This window comes from Cytobacillus sp. FSL H8-0458 (assembly GCF_038002165.1).
Classification (GTDB): domain Bacteria; phylum Bacillota; class Bacilli; order Bacillales; family Cytobacillaceae; genus Cytobacillus.
In genome coordinates this window covers 759039-776359 of record NZ_JBBOBR010000001.1, presented here as the reverse complement: position 1 = coordinate 776359, position 17321 = coordinate 759039, and the positions used below count along the sequence as shown (strand labels likewise).

Below are 17321 nucleotides of genomic sequence, written 5' to 3'. Positions count from 1 at the left end.
GCCCTTTTCCTCACTTATCATAGGAAGAGAAATCAAAATAATTTCGCTTCAGCAGCCTTGGCTGCTCCATCAATTTTTCATAATTTATTTCTTTTCCGATCTTTTTCACATCAATCAAAAATAGCTGGTCCTCAATCGACTTAACAAGTTCATCTGACTGGTAAACCATCTCACAATCCCTGCAGGAAATGGAAGGTGTATCATTTATCTGGATGGCCCTTGTTCCATCAGGGAGCTCCCAATAAACCGTTTCGCTGCTTTCATTTATATTTTGGCTTTCACACCAGGCACATTTGTTTCCCATTCCTGTCCTCCTATTCCTTGGCAGCCGCAGCTTCTGAACCCGCTTCTGCTGCAGGACTCTGCTTTGTCTGCTGGGCATTGAATTTCTTTTCCTTTAATTCATCCCGTTTACCCCGCTTATCTTTCAAAGAACTGTGCTCTGGGTCGCTGTCATATTTTTCGCGGCGATTCAGTCTTGCCAGGCCTTCAGGCACCAGGTTGAACTGCTGGTCATTCATTAACGCGGCAATGCCCACATTTGATTTTTTCTCTTCCATATTAGGATAAATTTCTTTAAAGTAGCCTTCTGCACGGCCTGGAACATAGTTTTCAGGCTCAGGATAAGTGGTGATTACACCTTCGAAATTACGGAGGACCACTTTGTCAGCACTTTGCGAGATTAAATAATTCGGCTGCAGTGATATCTTTCCGCCTCCGCCAGGCGCATCGACCACAAAAGTCGGAACAGCATAGCCGGATGTATGTCCCCTTAACCCTTCAATAATTTCAAGCCCTTTCGAAACCGGAGCGCGGAAATGGCCAATGCCTTCAGATAAATCACATTGATAAATGTAATAAGGCCGGACCCGGATTTTAACAAGATCATGCATTAGTTTTTTCATAATTGGTACGCTGTCGTTTATGCCCGCCAAAATAACCGATTGGTTGCCAACCGGAACACCTGCATTTGCCAGCATCTCACATGCTCTCTTAGAATCTTCGGTAATTTCAATAGAAGTATTAAAATGTGTATTCAGCCATACCGGATGATACTTCTTCAGGATATTGCATAAATTCTCGGTAATCCGCTGAGGAAATACAACAGGTGCCCGCGTACCGATTCTGATGATTTCGACATGATCGATTTCCCGCAAATTCTTCAAAATGTACTCTAGGATATTATCATTGATCAAAAGTCCATCCCCGCCAGATATGAGAACATCCCTGACCTGAGGGGCACTCCTGATATAACTGATCGCTGCATCAAGCTGTTTTTTCGGCACTCCCATGCCAATTTGACCGGAAAATCTCCTTCGTGTACAATAACGGCAATACATGGAGCATTGATTTGTCACCAGAAATAAGACACGGTCAGGATAACGGTGCGTCAGGCCAGGGACAGGTGAATCTTCATCCTCATGCAAAGGATCTTCAAGGTCATATTTTGTTTTATATATTTCTTTTGAAATTGGTACCGATTGCATTCTGATCGGGCATCGCGGATCATCCGGATTCATTAGGGATGCATAATAAGGTGTAATGTTCAGCGGAATCGTTTTAGTCGAGATTCTTACTCCTTCCTCCTCATCCGGAGTGAGGTTGATGACTTGCTTCAGATCATCAACAGTGCGAATCGTATTTGTCAGCTGCCAGAGCCAGTCATTCCATTGTTCTTCTGTGACATCCTTCCATAGCTCAATATCTTTCCAATGCCGATCCGGTTTATATAAAAAGTTCTTCATCTGGATCCCCCCTATATGAATTTCTATAAAATACATTGCAAGTTTCATGCCAATTCTGAATATTTTGTAGTATCATATGAAATCCCTTCCGGATTGGCGATTGTTAGCAGCTGAGGGGATATTTTCATTTTCTTTAATGCAAAAAAGTGCCGATTACTCGGCACTTTCATGAGTGTTACAGACCAGGATTCTATTATTGATTTCAATATTATACTTGGCCAGTTTATATTGCAGGGTCTGACGAGGCACCTCCAATAGCTTTGCGGCTTTTTTTATATTTCCGTTTGTCTCTTGAAGAGCTTTTTCGATTAAAGCTTTTTCCTGCTTTTCCATACTCGCCTTTAAAGGCTCAACTTTTATTAAACAATCCTGTTTATTCCTTTGAAGCTGCTGTTTCATTATAACTGGCAAATCCTCAGCTTTAAGAATATCCTCTTCACAGACATTCATCATGTATTCGATTGTATGCTTTAGTTCCCTGACATTTCCCGGCCAATGATATTGTCTGAAAAAAGCCAGCACATCATCCCCGATTCCCGAAAGGCTTTTGTGTAACACCTGATTAAATCGATTTATAAAATGATGTGCTAGAAATTCAATATCTTCCTTCCTCTCCCTTAGTGGCAGGAGCCCGAAAGTAAGAACATTTAAGCGGTAAAATAAGTCTTTTCTCATTAGGTTGTTCTCAAGTGCTTCCACTGGATGAATATTCATGGCTGCAATCACCCGTACATTGACCCGGGAGCTCTTCGGACTTCCTACTCTTCGGACAATGCCATCTTCAAGCACTCTCAGCAGTTTAGCCTGCAGCTCAATCGGCATGGCATGTATTTCATCGAGAAAAAGTGTCCCGCCATCGGCTAATTCAAAAAGCCCCGGCCGGTCAACAGCTCCTGTATAGCTTCCTTTAGCAGTCCCAAAAAGAATGCTTTCAAGCAAGGACTCCGGTATAGCCGCACAGTTCTGGGCAATAAATGGGCCTTCAGTTCTTGAGGAAGCATGATGAAGCCCCTGAACAAAGAGCTCCTTTCCGCACCCGCTTTCCCCAAACACAAGAATGGAAGAATCGGACTTTGCCAGTTTGGCTGCTTCCTTTTTAATATTTTTCATTTCCTTATTTATTGTGAGAAGGCTATCCAGTGTATACTGTACATTATTGACAGCAGCCTTTTTTTTGACAGGCGTTTTTATTTTTTGGCGCAAATCAAGAAGGCTCTCAGAAAGAAGCTTCAATCTGGAGTAGTCCTTGGCAATCTCGACAGCTCCCGCTACCTTCCCATTAACAGTTATAGGGAGAGTGGTATTGATGGTTTCTATTTGTGCACCATGGAGGTTTACATAGGACTGAGTCTGATTATAAATCGGTGTTTTTGTTTTCATAACTTTTAATAAAGTGCTTGTCTCTTCATCCAATGAGGGAAAGACTTTCAGCACAGGTTTTCCGATAACCTCAGAAACCTCGAGACCATCGTGTCTTGCAGCAATTTCATTATAAAAAATGGTAATTCCATTCAAATCCACTACATGTATTCCTTCATCAATGCCTTTTAATATGGCGGCCAGAACTTCTTTGGAAATGCTTTGAGTTTCAATCATTAAATCCCCCCTATATATGTATATATATGACAGGGTGCCGAAAACTTGTCAGGATGGTGCCGAAAATCTGGCGCTTCTTTTTTTGGCTTCGTCAATCCGAATAGGCCAAATTCTTTACCCAGACATTCATATTTTCAAGTTTATCAAAAATATAGCAGTTGTTAAGAAGACGGCCCCGATAGGAATAGCCCAGCTGATGCAGAACGGCATTCATACCGAATGACAGCGCCCTGGCAATGGAGTAGGCACAGAATACACCCTGCGATTTTAGATCTTTTTCCAATTTTTCGAGGAGTATTTTCATTAAGCCATGTTTACGGTGGGATGTGAGTGTAGCACAATCTGTCAGTTCTGCGTTTTTATAAAAAAGATTCACCTCCGCTGAAGCAGCACTGACAAGGTCATCTTTATACTGAAATGCGTAATAAATGGTGCCCTCCCGGATTGTCTTTTTTATATATGAGGGATCATGGAGAGGTGTCGGATAAATCTTAAATACTTCACGGTATAGTTCAGCCAGGTTTTCTGCATCCTGCTCCTTTATTTTTATAAGCTGATATTCAGAAGGAGGCATAAGGACATCCGGGTTTCCTTCAAGGGCGGTTACATTTTTAACGATGCTGTCTTCAGAGATCCAGTGTCCATTAGTTCTTCTTTCGTCAGAAAAATACTTGCAGAAAAAGTATTGATCAGAGCCGCGGAAATACCCGTCAATAACAGCCTCGCAATGAAATCCCATCGCAAGAAGATCAATATAATTTTCAACTCTGCCCCTGAAGATTAATTTCTCACACTGATGTTCTTTCGCAGTTTTCTCTGCTTCAATGACGGCATCTGCCAATTTACCTGAATAATCGTCTACCCTTAACCGTTTATTGAATGGATCAAGATAGAATTCGGCCACAAAGTCTTCTTTTTTTAGTGTCTTTACCGAAGCAGTATTATTCATTGCTAAGACCCCCTTTTATTAATAAAACTGCCCGGCCAAAGGGCCAGGCATAATAGATGTATGAAGGAATATGGGCCATTCAGCCATTTTTCCGGCCGAATCAGCAGTTTTATCAGCCATTTCAATTAAAATACCGGCCAATAACAGCAAATCATATTCGCAGGCTTCATCTTAGTCAATTTTAAAGCTGATCAGTTTCATCTCTGTCATTTCTTCAACAGCATATTTGATTCCTTCACGTCCCATCCCGCTCATTTTCACTCCGCCATATGGCATGTGGTCTACACGGAAGGTCGGGAAATCGTTCACCATTACCCCGCCGACATGAAGCTCTTTTGCTGCTTTGAAGGCTTTGTTCACATCCTTGGTGAAAACACCGGCCTGGAGTCCAAAATCTGAATCATTCACAAGTGCCAGCGCCTCTTCAAAGCTGCTGAATGAATTAATATGAACAACTGGTGCAAATGCTTCTTCACATGAAATTTTTTCAGATTTGTCAACATTCAGCAGGACGGTCGGATACAAGGTATTATCTGCAGCATTCCCGCCAAGAGCAAGCTCCGCTCCGCTTTCTACGGCACTCTTGATCCAGCTCTCTGCACGTTCAGTATCACTCCTGGAGATCATCGCTGAAATATCAGTATCCTCATTAAGCGGGTCGCCGATTTTCAGCTTTTTGGCTTCCTCAACAAAATGCTCGGCAAATGTCTGGTACAGGGATTCATGCACATAGATGCGCTGCACAGAAATACATACCTGACCCTGGAAGGCAAATGCCCCAGCTGCAATACGCGGGACAATTTTCTCCACGTCGGCATTCTCATCCACTACAACTGCCGAATTGGAACCCAATTCAAGCGTTACTCTCTTTAAGCCTGCATGTTCGCGGATTTGCCTGCCTACTGCCGGGCTGCCTGTAAAAGTAATCATCGATATGCGGCCGTCTGCAACAAGTACATCCCCGACCGTTCCGCCCCTTCCGGTTACCACATTCAGCACTCCGGCAGGAAGTCCTGCTCTGTGAAAAATATCAGCAATTTTGTATGCCGACATTGGTGTTTGAGATGCAGGCTTTAAAACAACCGTGTTGCCGGCAGCAATAGCCGGTCCCACTTTATGGGCAACCAGGTTCATAGGAAAATTAAATGGTGTGATGGCTCCAATAATCCCGAGAGGCTCCCGTACTGTATAGGAGACCCTGCCTTCGCCTCCCGGAGCTGCATCCATTGGGATTGTTTCTCCATAAAGTCTGCGCGCTTCCTGGGCAGCGAAGGTATATGTCATGATGGTACGGTCAACTTCTCCTCTTGCAGCCTTTATCGGCTTTGAAGCTTCGAGCGCAATAATTTTTGCGCACTCCTCTTTTTCCTCCTTCATGATGGCGACCACATTTTCCAGTATTTCAGCCCTTTTATGGGCAGGCATTTCAGCCATTATTTTTTTGGATTGTTCTGCCGCATCAATTGCTGACTTCACATCGGAAGGAGCTGCCATGGCAACTTCTGCAATAACCTCCCCGCTATAGGGGCTTTTTAATGCTTTGTAATTCTCTGTTTCCTTGAAATTTCCGCTGATCCATAAATGTTGTTTCAATGGAATTCCTCCTTATGTGCAGCATTCACCTATTACTTCTTCCAGTACGGAAAATCCTTCAATGAGCTGTTCATTGGTTGTGACAAGCGGACTGAGCAAACGAATAATATTGCCATATAAGCCGGCGCTCATTATGATGAGGCCGCGATTGTGTGCCTTAGACAGGATTTTCTGAACGATTTCTTTATTTGGTTCCTTTGATTCCTGATCTTTAACAAATTCAATTGCACACATTGCTCCTAAAGAACGCACTTCACCCACTTGCTTATATTTTAAAGGAAAATCAGAAAATTTTTCAGTGAAAAGGCTTCCGATTTCATTTGCTCTTTCTAATAACCCTTCTTCCTCAATTGTCCGAATCACTTCTAATGCAGCTGCACACCCAAGCGGACTGCCTCCATAAGTACCGCCGATTTCACCAATATTTGGTGAATCCATTATCTCTGCCCTTCCAGTTACAGCACTGATTGGCAATCCGGCACCGATCGATTTAGACATGGTCATAAGATCCGGCACAACATCATAATGCTCCATGGCAAACATTTTGCCTGTCCTGCCAAATCCCGTCTGTACCTCATCAGCGATAAAGAGGATTCCATGTTTTTCACAAAGCTCTTTAACACCTCTTACAAAACGGGACGACGGCATAACAAAACCTCCTTCACCCTGAACAGGCTCCATAATGACAGCAGCGACTTCTTCAGGCGGCACCTCGCTCAGAAAAAACGTTTCGAATCTTTTAAGTAAAGCATTATCATGGTCTTTATCCTTCAGGCCCTCGCTGCGGTAATAATAAGGATATGGCCATTTATACGTTTCCGGCGCAAATGGCCCGAATTCATATTTATATGGTTTTACCTTGCTCGTTAAACTCATGGACATATAGGTCCGGCCATGAAAGCCCCGTTCAAATGATATAATTCCTTTTCTGCCGGTATATTTCCTTGCTATTTTAACCGCATTTTCCACGGCCTCTGCTCCGGTGCTTAAAAAGAAGGTTTTCTTGCTGTGATTGCCGGGTGTAATGCTATTGAGTTTCTCTGCCAGCTTGATATAAGGCTCATACATCATGACATGGAAGCACGGGTGAAGATATTGGTCAATTTGGGCATGCAGGGCTTCAACAACCCTTGGCGGGCAGTGTCCAACATTCAGTGTCCCGATTGCCCCTGCAAAATCAAGAAAAGTATTTCCATCTATATCTGTCAGAAGTGCACCATCCCCTTTATCCGCAAATGTCTGCATCGTGTTAAATGGCCCCTTTGGGACATTCTGCTCTTTTTTAGCCAATAACTCCTTCGCTTTTGGTCCCGGTATCTCTGTTCTTATATTAATCGATCCCATCCTTATATCCCCTCTCCCTGATTAGTGCCGCACCATTCCAGTATGGCTAGAGCAATAATTTCAGCCGCTTCAAAAACTTCTTCTAAGGAAATAAATTCGTTAACATCATGGGCGGCTTCCGTCACACCTGGGCCGAAGACAACTACAGGTGTATTTCCCACTTTGGATAATATGCCTCCATCCGTGCCCCAGGGTGATGCCTCAACTGCCGGCTGTTTTCCTTTTACAGATTCAAAGGATTCCGATAATACAGCCATTAAAGGATGATCCTGCTCCAGATTTCCAGGCAGCCAGCGTCCGCCAAACCATTCAACTTGAGGAGGATTCTTTTTAAGCCACGCATCATTTTGTGCTGCTTCCTTCAGGCAATTCTCCAGCTCTTTTTCGGCCGATATCATCTCTTCATCCGGCGCTACCCCCATCCTTCCCTCTATGACCGCAATATCCGGCACGGAAGATGGCCATTCTCCGCTGTATATTTTTCCGATATTAATAGGGATCGGAATAGGAATCTTTGAATAGAGCGGGTCTTCAATTTTAAGGTTTCTTAACTTCTCAAGCTCCTGAAGCTTTGTCATCACATACATTGCTTTTTCGATTGCATTGATGCCCTCATATCGGGTTCCCCCATGGGCTGAACGCCCTTTGACTGTTATCCTAAACCACATCGAGCCCTGTTGTTTTGGGAAAATTTTCATATTGGTCGGTTCGGGAATGATTGCCCCATCAGCTGAATATCCCCTGAGGACTGCTGCCAATGTACCCGCCCCGCCGCTTTCTTCTTCTATGACACTTTGAAAAATCACATCGCCTTTAAGCTTGATTCCAAGCGCAATAATGGCTTCCATGGCAAGCAGGAGCGAGACTGTACCGCCTTTCATATCGGTCGAACCCCTGCCAAATAGCTTTCCATCTTCAATTCTGCCGCTAAATGGATCATGTTCCCAATCATTTCGGTCTCCCTCTGGAACAACATCAATATGGCCATTGAGGATGATGGATCTTCCTCCGCCTGTTCCTTTCAATTTTGCGACCACATTGGGATTTCCGGAAAAATCCTTTCGATCTGAACAAAAGGCAGGATGTTTGATCAATTGTTCCTTGCCTATTTCCCAGATATCCAGGGTTAGTCCAAGTTTGCGGCATTTTTCAATGATAACGGCCTGTGCACTGCTTTCATTTCCGCGGATGCTTCCTTCCTGGACTAGCTGCTGAAGAAGTCTTGTTCCTCTTTGCTTATTCTCTTGCAGCCATTGTTTAATCTTTGCATGAGTATGCATATTCTCACTCCTTTTTTGAGACCAAAACAAATAAATCTATCAATTAATCACTCTCACATTCTCAGCAATTGTAAAACGGCAGCCTGTTTTTGCCCTTACTTCATTTATAGAATGTGGCGCAAACAAGTCAGTCAGTGTGAGTCCTTTAGCTGATATTTGAAAGACAGCCATGTCTGTAATAATCATGTTTACACAGCGTGCTGATGTAAGAGGCAGGGTGCACTCGTCCACAATTTTTGAATTCCCGTACTTGTCCGTCTGGTTCATAAGGACAATGACTTTTTTTGCTTTTTGGGCAAGCTCCATTGCACCGCCCATACCAGGAACTTTTTTTCCCGGCACAATCCAATTGGCCAGATCCCCTTTTCCGCTTACCTCCAGGGAGCCCAGAATCGTCATATCAACTCTTCCTCTGCGTATCATCCCGAAAGCAATAGTGCTGTCACAATACGAAGCACCTTTTACAACGGAAACCGGAAAACCTCCAGCATTACAGAGATTTTCATCTTCCTTTCCATTCTCCGGACTTGGACCCATACCTGTAATGCCATTTTCCGCATGAAACATTACATGTGCCCCGGCAGGCAAATGATTAGGTACAAGCGATGGGATTCCAATGCCGAGATTTACAATCATCCCGTTCTTAATTTCCTCCGCAGCACGTTTGGCAATACGATTTCTAATTTCTACTCCCATGCCCATTTCCAATTCACTCCCTTCGAAGGCACGATATAATCGACGAAAACACCCGGTGTTATAATTTCATGAGGATCCAGACTGCCAAGCGGGACAATTTCCTCCACTTCCGCAATCGTTACATCACCAGCCATGGCGACAAGCGGGTTTGTGTTTCTGGCACTTTTGTCATAAATCAAGTTCCCGTAAGGATCAGCTTTCTTAGCAAAAACAATCGATATATCAGCAGTCAGGGCCGTCTCCACAAGATACCTTTTTCCGCCAAGGCTGCATGTCTGCTTATTGCCGGTCACAATGTCGTTATCAAGGCCAATATCGGAAAGGATGGCAGGTATGCCGACTCCGCCTGCACGTATTCTTTCTGCCAATATCCCCTGGGGTGAAAATTCCACTTCCATCTTTCCATCTGTCATTAGTTGGCCGGCAACGGGATTTGAGCCAATATGAGAAGCAATCATTTTTTTTGCCCTTCCCAGGCTTACCACCTTCCCGATCCCAATATGGGGAAAGCCTGAATCATTGCCAATGAGCGTTAAATCTTTGAATCCATTATCCAGAATGCCGTCGATAAGGGATGGAGGGGTGCCAATGCCGCCAAAGCCGCCAAACATAATGATCATGCCGTCCCGAAAATGCTTCATTGCATCATCAAGTTCAATAATCTTATTAAATGTGTTCTCCATTGTTATTCAGCCTCTTCCTCACCAGGGATCAAATGATTCTCTGAGAAAACCTGCAAAGTCTTTTCAAACCGCTTTACCAGATCATCGATTTCCCTTTTGGTAATAGTCAGCGGCGGTGCGATCAATACGGCATCCCCGTCTGTGCCATTTGTGCCCGCACCTGCAGGGTAAATAAGCAGACCCTGTTCCTGTGCTTCCTGTATTAACCTCTGAGTCAGACCGAAGCTTTTTGTAAACGGCTCTTTTGTCAGAGGGTCCATTACAAATTCAAGTCCGACCATCAGCCCTTTTCCCCTTACATCTCCAATAAAGGAAAATTTGGATTGCAGCTTAGTCAGTTTATTTCTTAAATACACTCCTTTGCTTTCAGCTTCCGGGATAATATTGTTTTTCTCAATATATTCAAGCACTGCGAGAGACACTGCACATGACTGCGGATTTGCACTCAACGTATGACCGCTCATAATGCTTTTTGAACCTGCCAGTATGGGCTCCATTACTTCATCGCTTACAAGTGCAGCTGCAATCGGAGCATACCCGGCTCCCATTCCTTTTCCAAGTGCGACAATATCAGGCTTTACATTCCAATGCTCACAGGCAAGCATTGTGCCTGTTCTGCCAAAACCAGTCATTACCTCATCAGCAATAAATAATATGTCATGCCGGTCACAAATTTCTTTGATTATCCGGTAGTAATCCTTGGGAGGTGTAATAGCACCCCCTGCAGCCCCAATGACTGGCTCTGCGATAAACGCAGCAATATTCTCTGGCCCTATCCGTTTAATGACGGTTTCAAGTTCATGTGCACACAGATAACCGCATTCAGGCGCTTCCAAATTGTAAGGGCACCTATAGCAATATGGCGGATGAATGACTGGAAAATCCTCAAGCAGCGGTATGAAGCGAGCCCTTCTGCCCGTATGTCCTGACATTGATAAAGCTCCCAGGGTTATGCCATGATAGCTCATCCACCTTGAGAGCACCTTTGTTTTTGTCACAATACCTTTTTCCTGCCAGTACTGAATCGCTATTTTCATAGCTGTTTCAGTGGCCTCAGACCCGCTGTTCACAAAAAAGCTCCAATTCAAATCGCCAATCGCAGCCTCGGCTATTTTATGGGCAAGCTTTTCAGCTGCCCCGCTCGTAAATTGCGATCGATATACAAAAGAAACTTTTTTTGCCTGTTCATGCATTGCCTCAATGATTTCCTCCACACCATGGCCAATATTGGCTGTTATCGCGCCAGATGATGCATCCAGGTATTTCTTTCCGTTCGTGTCATATAAATAAACTCCCCTGCCATAATCAATGATCGGGTACTGTGCATCAAGCATCGGCTTAATTAAGTTCGACTGGTTCATCAGCGTACTCCCTCCAACTATAATTGCGAAATTCGCCTGCGGCTAATGAATATCCGCCGATGGCTTCATGAGCTTTCACAGCAAATCTTCAATTCTGCAAGCCAAATATTCTCTACCATTTGGCAATATAGTAAATTGTATGAAGTCACTTAAGAAATCTTTCATAAAAGAATTTTACAGAGTGATCTATTTTTCGCTGAAAAAAAACAGCCGCTGGATAGCGGCTGTTCAAAATTCATTTTCCTAATTCTGTTCGATCCAAATTTCACTTTCAAAACCTTGTGCTTTTATTACTGCTTTCCCTCCAATTGGGATAGTAGCATAGGGCTGTACATGGCCGAAGTTCACATTTGCGATTACAGGGATGCCTTGGAGCTCTTTTTTGGAACCAATAATTTTCTTCAGTGCTTCTTCTGTCACTTGGGAATTTTTCTGAAACCTTCCAATGAGGATTCCTTTGATGTCACGGGCATCAGGCAGGTGCAGAAGTGATTGAAGATCCCGATCAAAGGTAAGAGCATGTGATTCCTCATCATCTTCAATAAATAAGATTGAATCCTTTAAAGAGGGCATGAACTCTGTCCCCTGCAGCAAATTAAGCGTGCATAAATTCCCTCCAATTAATCTGCCTGCTGCAGTCCCTTCCTGGATTACCGTATACCCATTATTTTTGATGAAATGCCTGTCTTCCTGGTCGAGATACCATGGATCATCACTCCAATGTGATGATGCTGCAATTTCATATGGGGCATCGTTTGTAACTGCGTTAATAAAAGATTCCAAAGTGTACTCAAACCCATGCTTTACTCCGAAGCTTGAAAAATGCGGGCCAGAATAGGTGATCAAACCCGTTTTTTTATAAATGGCCCCCTGCAGTGCTGTGATATCACTAAATCCGCAAAAGATTTTTGGATTATTTTTTATAATCCCGAAGTCTATGTAATTTAAAAGCTGGTTGGCGTTATAGCCGCCGATCACTGTCAGGATTCCCTTTACATTAGGATCAGTAAAAGCATCATGCAAATCTTCAATTCTTTCTTCTATAGAAGTACTGAAAAACTCATCATGATCTTCTGCATTTTTTCCGTATGTCACTGTGAATCCCAGCTGATTCAGCCGCTCCTGGGCAATTCGCAATTGCTCGCCTTTTATGATGGCCATACTTCTGGACGGCGCAATGACCCGGATCTCATCGCCGGGCTTTAATCGCTCTGCAAGCATTGTGTCCTCTCCTTTTCCACTTTCAGACCTAGATTGTTTTACATTTTATCAAATACAGGGGTGTTTGGAAATAACTGTTTTTTATATAAAAAAAGGCCTGCTTTTCAGCCCGGCCTCCTTTTCTTATACTAATGCAGGTTCCCTTCTTGGTGCATTACTTGTCTTTTCGATAATATCCCTTGCAATCCAGACACCGCAGGCACCTGCCTGTGCAAGTCCTCTGGTGATGCCTGCACCATCCCCTCCGACATATAGTCCGCTTATTTCCGTTTCGAAACGGTCATTCAACTTGGGACGTGCAGAATAGAATTTTGCCTCCACACCGTAGAATAGGGTATGTTCTGATGCAAGGCCGGGAGATACATGGTTTAAAGCCTCTGTCATTTCAATCAGGCTTTTCATTGTATTATATGGAAGCACAAGTCCCAGGTCGCCAGGCACCGCTTCCTTTAAGGTTGGTTCAAGGAAGCCTTCTTTAATTCTCTTCTCGGTAGATCTTCTTCCTTTTAATATATCTCCATACTTTTGAACAATGATTCCGCCGTTTGAAAGGCTGTTGGCAAGCCTGGAAATTTCATGCGCATATTCATTTGGCTTATCAAACGGTTCCGAGAATGTATGGGATACCAGCAGCGCAAAGTTCGTATTCGGGCTTCCCAGCTTAGGGTCTTTGTAAGCATGGCCATTCGCAAGCATGATTCCTGAGTGGTTTTCCACTACAACATGGCCGGAAGGATTGCTGCAGAATGTCCGCACTCTTGTACCAACAGATGTATTAAATGTGAACTTTCCTTCGTAAAGATGTTTATTAATCTCTTCCATGACTATATCCGAAGTTTCAACCCGCACGCCAATATCGACCTGATTATTGATCATCTTCAAGCGGCGTGACTTCAGGAGGTTTGCCAGCCAAACTGATCCATCTCTCCCTGGTGCTACAACTACCTTATCAGCAAGAACTTCATTTCCGGACTTAAGCTTAACTCCCATAATGCGATGGCCATCAGGGGTTTTCTCTGTTATGAGATCTTCAACCTCTGTCTTATAGGACATATCAATTTTTTCACGTAAATATTCATAAATGCTCTTTAGGATTTCAAGATTCTGCTCGGTGCCCAAATGTCTGACCTGCGCACGAAGCAGTTTAAGTCCTGCTGCATATCCGCGGCGCTCGATATCCCTCACTTCATCTGTCATTGGGTCTGTAATGCTTTCAGTCGCGCCGTGCTTCAAATTGATTTCGTCTACATATTTTATCAAATCAACAACCTGGGAGTCAGGGAGATAATCGGTCATCCAGCCGCCAAACTCACTCGTAATATTGAATTTTCCATCTGAATAGGCCCCTGCTCCGCCAAATCCATTCGTGATAGAGCAAGCCGGCAGGCAGCCGGCAAATTCTTTTCTTCCTGCTGCCGGCGGGCATTTAGCAATCTTTTTCTGTAAAATCGGACAATTTCTTTTATAAATATCATGGCCTTTATCAATTAATAAAATTTTTGCTTCAGGCATTTTCAATGTTAATTCATAACAAGTAAATATTCCAGCCGGTCCAGCACCGACAACAATAACATCATAATTCTCATTCATCGTCCTATTCCCCCAGACGCATTATTCGTTAATTTCTTCTACCAAAGGTAACTATATCAAATACAATAGAGCAGGTCAACATTTTTACGAACTATTTATTTAATTTTATAAATAATGTTCGTATTTACAATAATTTATGTAAAATTCCGTTAATAATTCCGTGTCCAAAAAACAGAAGGCTGCTCATTACGAGCAGCCTTCACAATATCCATTTATATTACCAATTTCCGCAGCAGCATGCTCCTATAATAATCAATAGAATGAACAATACGACGATCAATGCAAAACCGCCATATCCACATCCTCCATAATGAGCACCAGCAACAGGATAGCCATATCCCGGATAACATTGGTCGTAGCCAGCACCGGCAACTGCACCTTTATACATAAATAATCACTCCTCAACAAGATTTCTTGGGCATTTTCAATATTAATGTATGTAGGGTGAACTTGACCCGCATGTGCATTTGCCCATTTTTATAAAAAAACGCTCTAACTCCATTTTAAAACCTTCCCCCTTCACCATTATTAGGGTACGATAAACGTAAGAGATTCAGAAAAGAAGCGGGGGATTCAAACCAATGAAGAGAAGGAAGATTGGCATATATTTTTTTATCATCACTTTTATATATGGTTTGTATCATTTATTTGATAGCCTATCTAAAGTTGAAGGGGCAAATCCAACTAACGTGTATCAAAAGCTATCGTCAAAAGAGAATATCAATTACCTGATTATCGGGGACAGCATTGGCAGGGGGTCAGGTGCCAACTCCAAATCATCGGCATGGTTTACAAGGCTTGAGAAGCATCTGCATAGTGAATTTGGGATTAAAGCCAAAAGGCATTCCATCGTCCAAAGTGGTGCCACTGCCTTTGAGGGTTTATATAAACTTCAGCAATCCGAACATTTAGGGAAAATTGATTTAACTTTTATTGTATTTGGGGAAAATGACCGCAAATATATGAATGAGAAGCAATTTTCATATTTCTACGAAGGGCTTATCAGGAAAACAAAACAGCTTTACCCTGATACCGAGATCATTACCATTACAGAAAACCCGCTTGATAATGATGCGTTCGTTCAGGCGATTTCTCATATTTCTAACCATTATGGCGCAAAAAATGTGGATATGAGAAAGCCTTTTGAACTATCGGGATTACCGACAGAGGAACTGACAAAGGATCTGGTCCATCCAAATGATGACGGCTATGAAATATATGCAGATACCTTGATAAAGGAAATAAGAGAGTTAGCCGGCAGTCATGCAGAAATTGCAGAGCTTACTGCCCCCATTCATGACAATGCGGACATCGAAATCGCATCCATCCCTCATGTTACAGATATATCTGGATCATTTATTCACAAAGACGGCATTTGGGAGAGCCGCATGGCGGGTGACAGTCTTGAATATCAATTTAGCGGCCCTTTCCTAGGGGTCGACATGATTCGAAGCGAAAAAGGCGGGAAGATGGATGTGTTCATAGATGATGTGTATATAACATCCTTATCCGCATGGTGGCCACTGACTAAAGAAAGATATCAATATATTGTCAGCGGTCTCGAAGAAGGACAGCATTTAGTGAAATTTATTGTGACCAATGAAAAATCAGTGAACAACAGTACTGACGATGCCGTTATTCAAATTTCCTCCATCCTCACCAGGGCAGACCAATGAAGATGAAGAACAGAAAGCTGGGCTGCAAACTTAGACTTAAAAAAACGACTCGAAAAAAGCCGCTTAATTTTCAGCGGCTTTTTCTCATTATTTTGCAGTAACTGTCATTACTGCAGATGTTCCTCTCGTTACGGCTCCTGCTGCATTTTTCTCAAGAGAAGCGACCTGGTCGCCATTAGTGATTATCATTGGCGTTATTGTGCTCTTTGCCTTTTCTTTAACCAGCGCTAAATCAAACGTAACAAGCTTATCACCTTCACTGACCTTTGAACCCTCGGAAATATGGGTCTCGAATCCTTCCCCTTTCATGGAGACCGTTTCCAGTCCAATATGAATTAAAATCTCGGCACCATTCTCAGCACGAATGCCAATTGCATGCTTGGTAGGGAACACTTGAACTACTTCTCCATTTACCGGGGAAACAACCACACCTTCTGAAGGTTCAATTGCAATTCCGTCCCCCATCATTCTTTCTGCAAATACTGGATCAGGCACCTCTTCCAGATTAACGGCTTTACCCGTCAAAGCAGCCTTAACCTCAATTGCTTTAACTGTTTCCTTTTTGCCAAATAATTTCTTAAACATAGGAACACCATCCATTCTTAGTTTTCATTATTAAATAGCTGCAGGTATTCTTTATAGCCTTCTTCCTCAAGTTTTTCCTTAGGAATAAACCTGAGTGCAGCAGAATTAATGCAGTAACGGAGGCCCGCAGGTCCCGGTCCATCATCAAAAACATGACCAAGATGGGAATCGGCTGATTTGCTTCTCACTTCCGTTCTGACCATAAAGTGGCTGCGGTCTTCTTTTTCCACAACTTCTTCATCCTCTATGGGTTTTGTAAAGCTGGGCCAGCCGCACCCTGCGTCATATTTATCCTTTGAGTTGAAAAGAGGCTTGCCGGAAACGATATCAACATAAATCCCCTCTTTAAATTCATTCCAATACTCATTGCGGAACGGCGGCTCTGTGCCATTATTCTGAGTTACTTCATATTGCATGGGATTAAGTTTCTGCTTTAAATCTTCTCTATTCTTTTCCATCATTTTTCACCCCAATGGTTGTTAATAAATGCCTTTCTTCCAGAGCCTGTTTGATAGGCATTGTATCTTTCCGGATTTTTTTTGTAATAGTGCTGATGATATTCTTCTGCAGGATAAAAGTCTGAAGCAGGCAGAATCCTGGTAACAATCGGTTTTGTAAATGGACCGGTTTCAGCAAGCTTTTGTTTTGATTCTTCTGCTGACTGCTTTTGTTTTTCATTGTGATAAAAAATCGCTGTCTGATAGGATTGGCCTCGATCATAGAACTGCCCGCCTTCATCTGTAGGGTCAATCTGCTGCCAATATAATTCAAGCAGTTTGTCATATGGGTAAACCTCAGGATCAAATGTGATTTGAACCGCTTCATAATGGCCAGTCGTTTCCGAACAGACTTGCTGGTAAGTCGGGTTCTTTACATTCCCTCCGGTATACCCGGATAGTACCTCTTTTATTCCAGGCTGTTCATCAAAAGGCTTTACCATACACCAGAAGCAGCCTCCTGCAAATGTTGCCTTTTCGTATTGTTTCTCTGTCATTCTGCTCC

At 43.1% G+C, this 17321-nt stretch carries 17 protein-coding genes; 1 reads left to right on the top strand and 16 read right to left on the bottom strand.

What is annotated here, in order from left to right; genetic code table 11:
* Positions 1 to 10: 10 nt before the first annotated feature.
* The 13 genes from NYE23_RS03945 to NYE23_RS03885 all read right to left on the bottom strand — a co-directional run bounded on the left by NYE23_RS03945 (position 11) and on the right by NYE23_RS03885 (position 14446).
* Positions 11 to 304 carry a YokU family protein gene (locus NYE23_RS03945; RefSeq protein WP_341075629.1) on the bottom strand — a complete coding sequence of 98 codons (294 nt, stop codon included), beginning with the start codon at positions 302 to 304 and terminating at the stop codon, positions 11 to 13.
* 10 nt (positions 305 to 314) lie between these two features.
* The gene (ablA, locus tag NYE23_RS03940) at positions 315 to 1745 is read right to left on the bottom strand and encodes a lysine 2,3-aminomutase (protein WP_341075628.1); all 1431 of its coding nucleotides are present in this window, start codon (positions 1743 to 1745) and stop codon (positions 315 to 317) included.
* Positions 1746 to 1898: 153 nt separating this feature from the next.
* The gene (locus tag NYE23_RS03935; protein WP_341075626.1) at positions 1899 to 3341 is read right to left on the bottom strand and encodes a sigma-54 interaction domain-containing protein; all 1443 of its coding nucleotides are present in this window, start codon (positions 3339 to 3341) and stop codon (positions 1899 to 1901) included.
* Between the two features lie 91 nt (positions 3342 to 3432).
* On the bottom strand, positions 3433 to 4290 hold the full coding sequence (gene ablB, locus NYE23_RS03930) for a putative beta-lysine N-acetyltransferase (RefSeq protein ID WP_341075625.1): 858 nt from the start codon (positions 4288 to 4290) through the stop codon (positions 3433 to 3435).
* Between the two features lie 171 nt (positions 4291 to 4461).
* Positions 4462 to 5883 (bottom strand): aldehyde dehydrogenase family protein, encoded by a 1422-nt coding sequence (locus NYE23_RS03925; RefSeq protein WP_341075624.1) that lies wholly within the window; start codon positions 5881 to 5883, stop codon positions 4462 to 4464.
* Between the two features lie 12 nt (positions 5884 to 5895).
* Positions 5896 to 7227: a 4-aminobutyrate--2-oxoglutarate transaminase gene (gabT, locus tag NYE23_RS03920; protein ID WP_341075622.1), complete on the bottom strand. Its 1332-nt coding sequence runs from the start codon at positions 7225 to 7227 to the stop codon at positions 5896 to 5898.
* Between the two features lie 2 nt (positions 7228 to 7229).
* Positions 7230 to 8507: a peptidase gene (locus NYE23_RS03915; protein ID WP_341075619.1), complete on the bottom strand. Its 1278-nt coding sequence runs from the start codon at positions 8505 to 8507 to the stop codon at positions 7230 to 7232.
* Positions 8508 to 8546: 39 nt separating this feature from the next.
* Positions 8547 to 9209, bottom strand: a complete 663-nt coding sequence (locus NYE23_RS03910) for a 3-oxoacid CoA-transferase subunit B (RefSeq protein ID WP_341075617.1) — start codon at positions 9207 to 9209, stop codon at positions 8547 to 8549.
* Entirely contained in the window at positions 9194 to 9886 is a 693-nt protein-coding gene (locus NYE23_RS03905; protein ID WP_341075615.1) for a CoA transferase subunit A, read from the bottom strand. The genes NYE23_RS03910 and NYE23_RS03905 overlap by 16 nt, the downstream gene beginning before the upstream one ends.
* Before the next feature lie 2 nt (positions 9887 to 9888).
* On the bottom strand, positions 9889 to 11247 hold the full coding sequence (locus tag NYE23_RS03900; protein ID WP_341075613.1) for an aspartate aminotransferase family protein: 1359 nt from the start codon (positions 11245 to 11247) through the stop codon (positions 9889 to 9891).
* Positions 11248 to 11490: 243 nt separating this feature from the next.
* Positions 11491 to 12468, bottom strand: coding sequence for a S66 family peptidase (locus NYE23_RS03895; RefSeq protein WP_341075611.1), 978 nt, complete (start codon positions 12466 to 12468; stop codon positions 11491 to 11493).
* Positions 12469 to 12591: 123 nt separating this feature from the next.
* Positions 12592 to 14058 (bottom strand): NAD(P)/FAD-dependent oxidoreductase, encoded by a 1467-nt coding sequence (locus tag NYE23_RS03890; protein ID WP_341075608.1) that lies wholly within the window; start codon positions 14056 to 14058, stop codon positions 12592 to 12594.
* A 217-nt stretch (positions 14059 to 14275) separates the two neighbouring features.
* A complete protein-coding gene (locus NYE23_RS03885) occupies positions 14276 to 14446 on the bottom strand; it encodes a YjcZ family sporulation protein (RefSeq protein WP_048009382.1) in 171 nt (56 codons plus the stop codon).
* 193 nt (positions 14447 to 14639) lie between these two features.
* On the opposite strand from NYE23_RS03885, the gene NYE23_RS03880 reads away from it, so the two are divergent.
* Positions 14640 to 15734, top strand: a complete 1095-nt coding sequence (locus tag NYE23_RS03880; RefSeq protein ID WP_341075605.1) for an SGNH/GDSL hydrolase family protein — start codon at positions 14640 to 14642, stop codon at positions 15732 to 15734.
* Between the two features lie 87 nt (positions 15735 to 15821).
* Here the strand turns inward: NYE23_RS03880 and NYE23_RS03875 are convergent, their stop codons facing one another.
* From NYE23_RS03875 to msrA, 3 genes are read right to left on the bottom strand one after another with little or no spacing between them, the layout of a single operon-like run.
* Positions 15822 to 16319, bottom strand: coding sequence for a PTS sugar transporter subunit IIA (locus tag NYE23_RS03875; protein WP_341075602.1), 498 nt, complete (start codon positions 16317 to 16319; stop codon positions 15822 to 15824).
* A 17-nt stretch (positions 16320 to 16336) separates the two neighbouring features.
* Positions 16337 to 16777 carry a peptide-methionine (R)-S-oxide reductase MsrB gene (gene msrB, locus NYE23_RS03870; RefSeq protein WP_341075600.1) on the bottom strand — a complete coding sequence of 147 codons (441 nt, stop codon included), beginning with the start codon at positions 16775 to 16777 and terminating at the stop codon, positions 16337 to 16339.
* A complete protein-coding gene (gene msrA / locus NYE23_RS03865) occupies positions 16777 to 17313 on the bottom strand; it encodes a peptide-methionine (S)-S-oxide reductase MsrA (RefSeq protein ID WP_341075597.1) in 537 nt (178 codons plus the stop codon). Before msrA ends, msrB begins: the two co-directional genes overlap by 1 nt.
* Between the last annotated feature and the right edge of the window lie 8 nt (positions 17314 to 17321).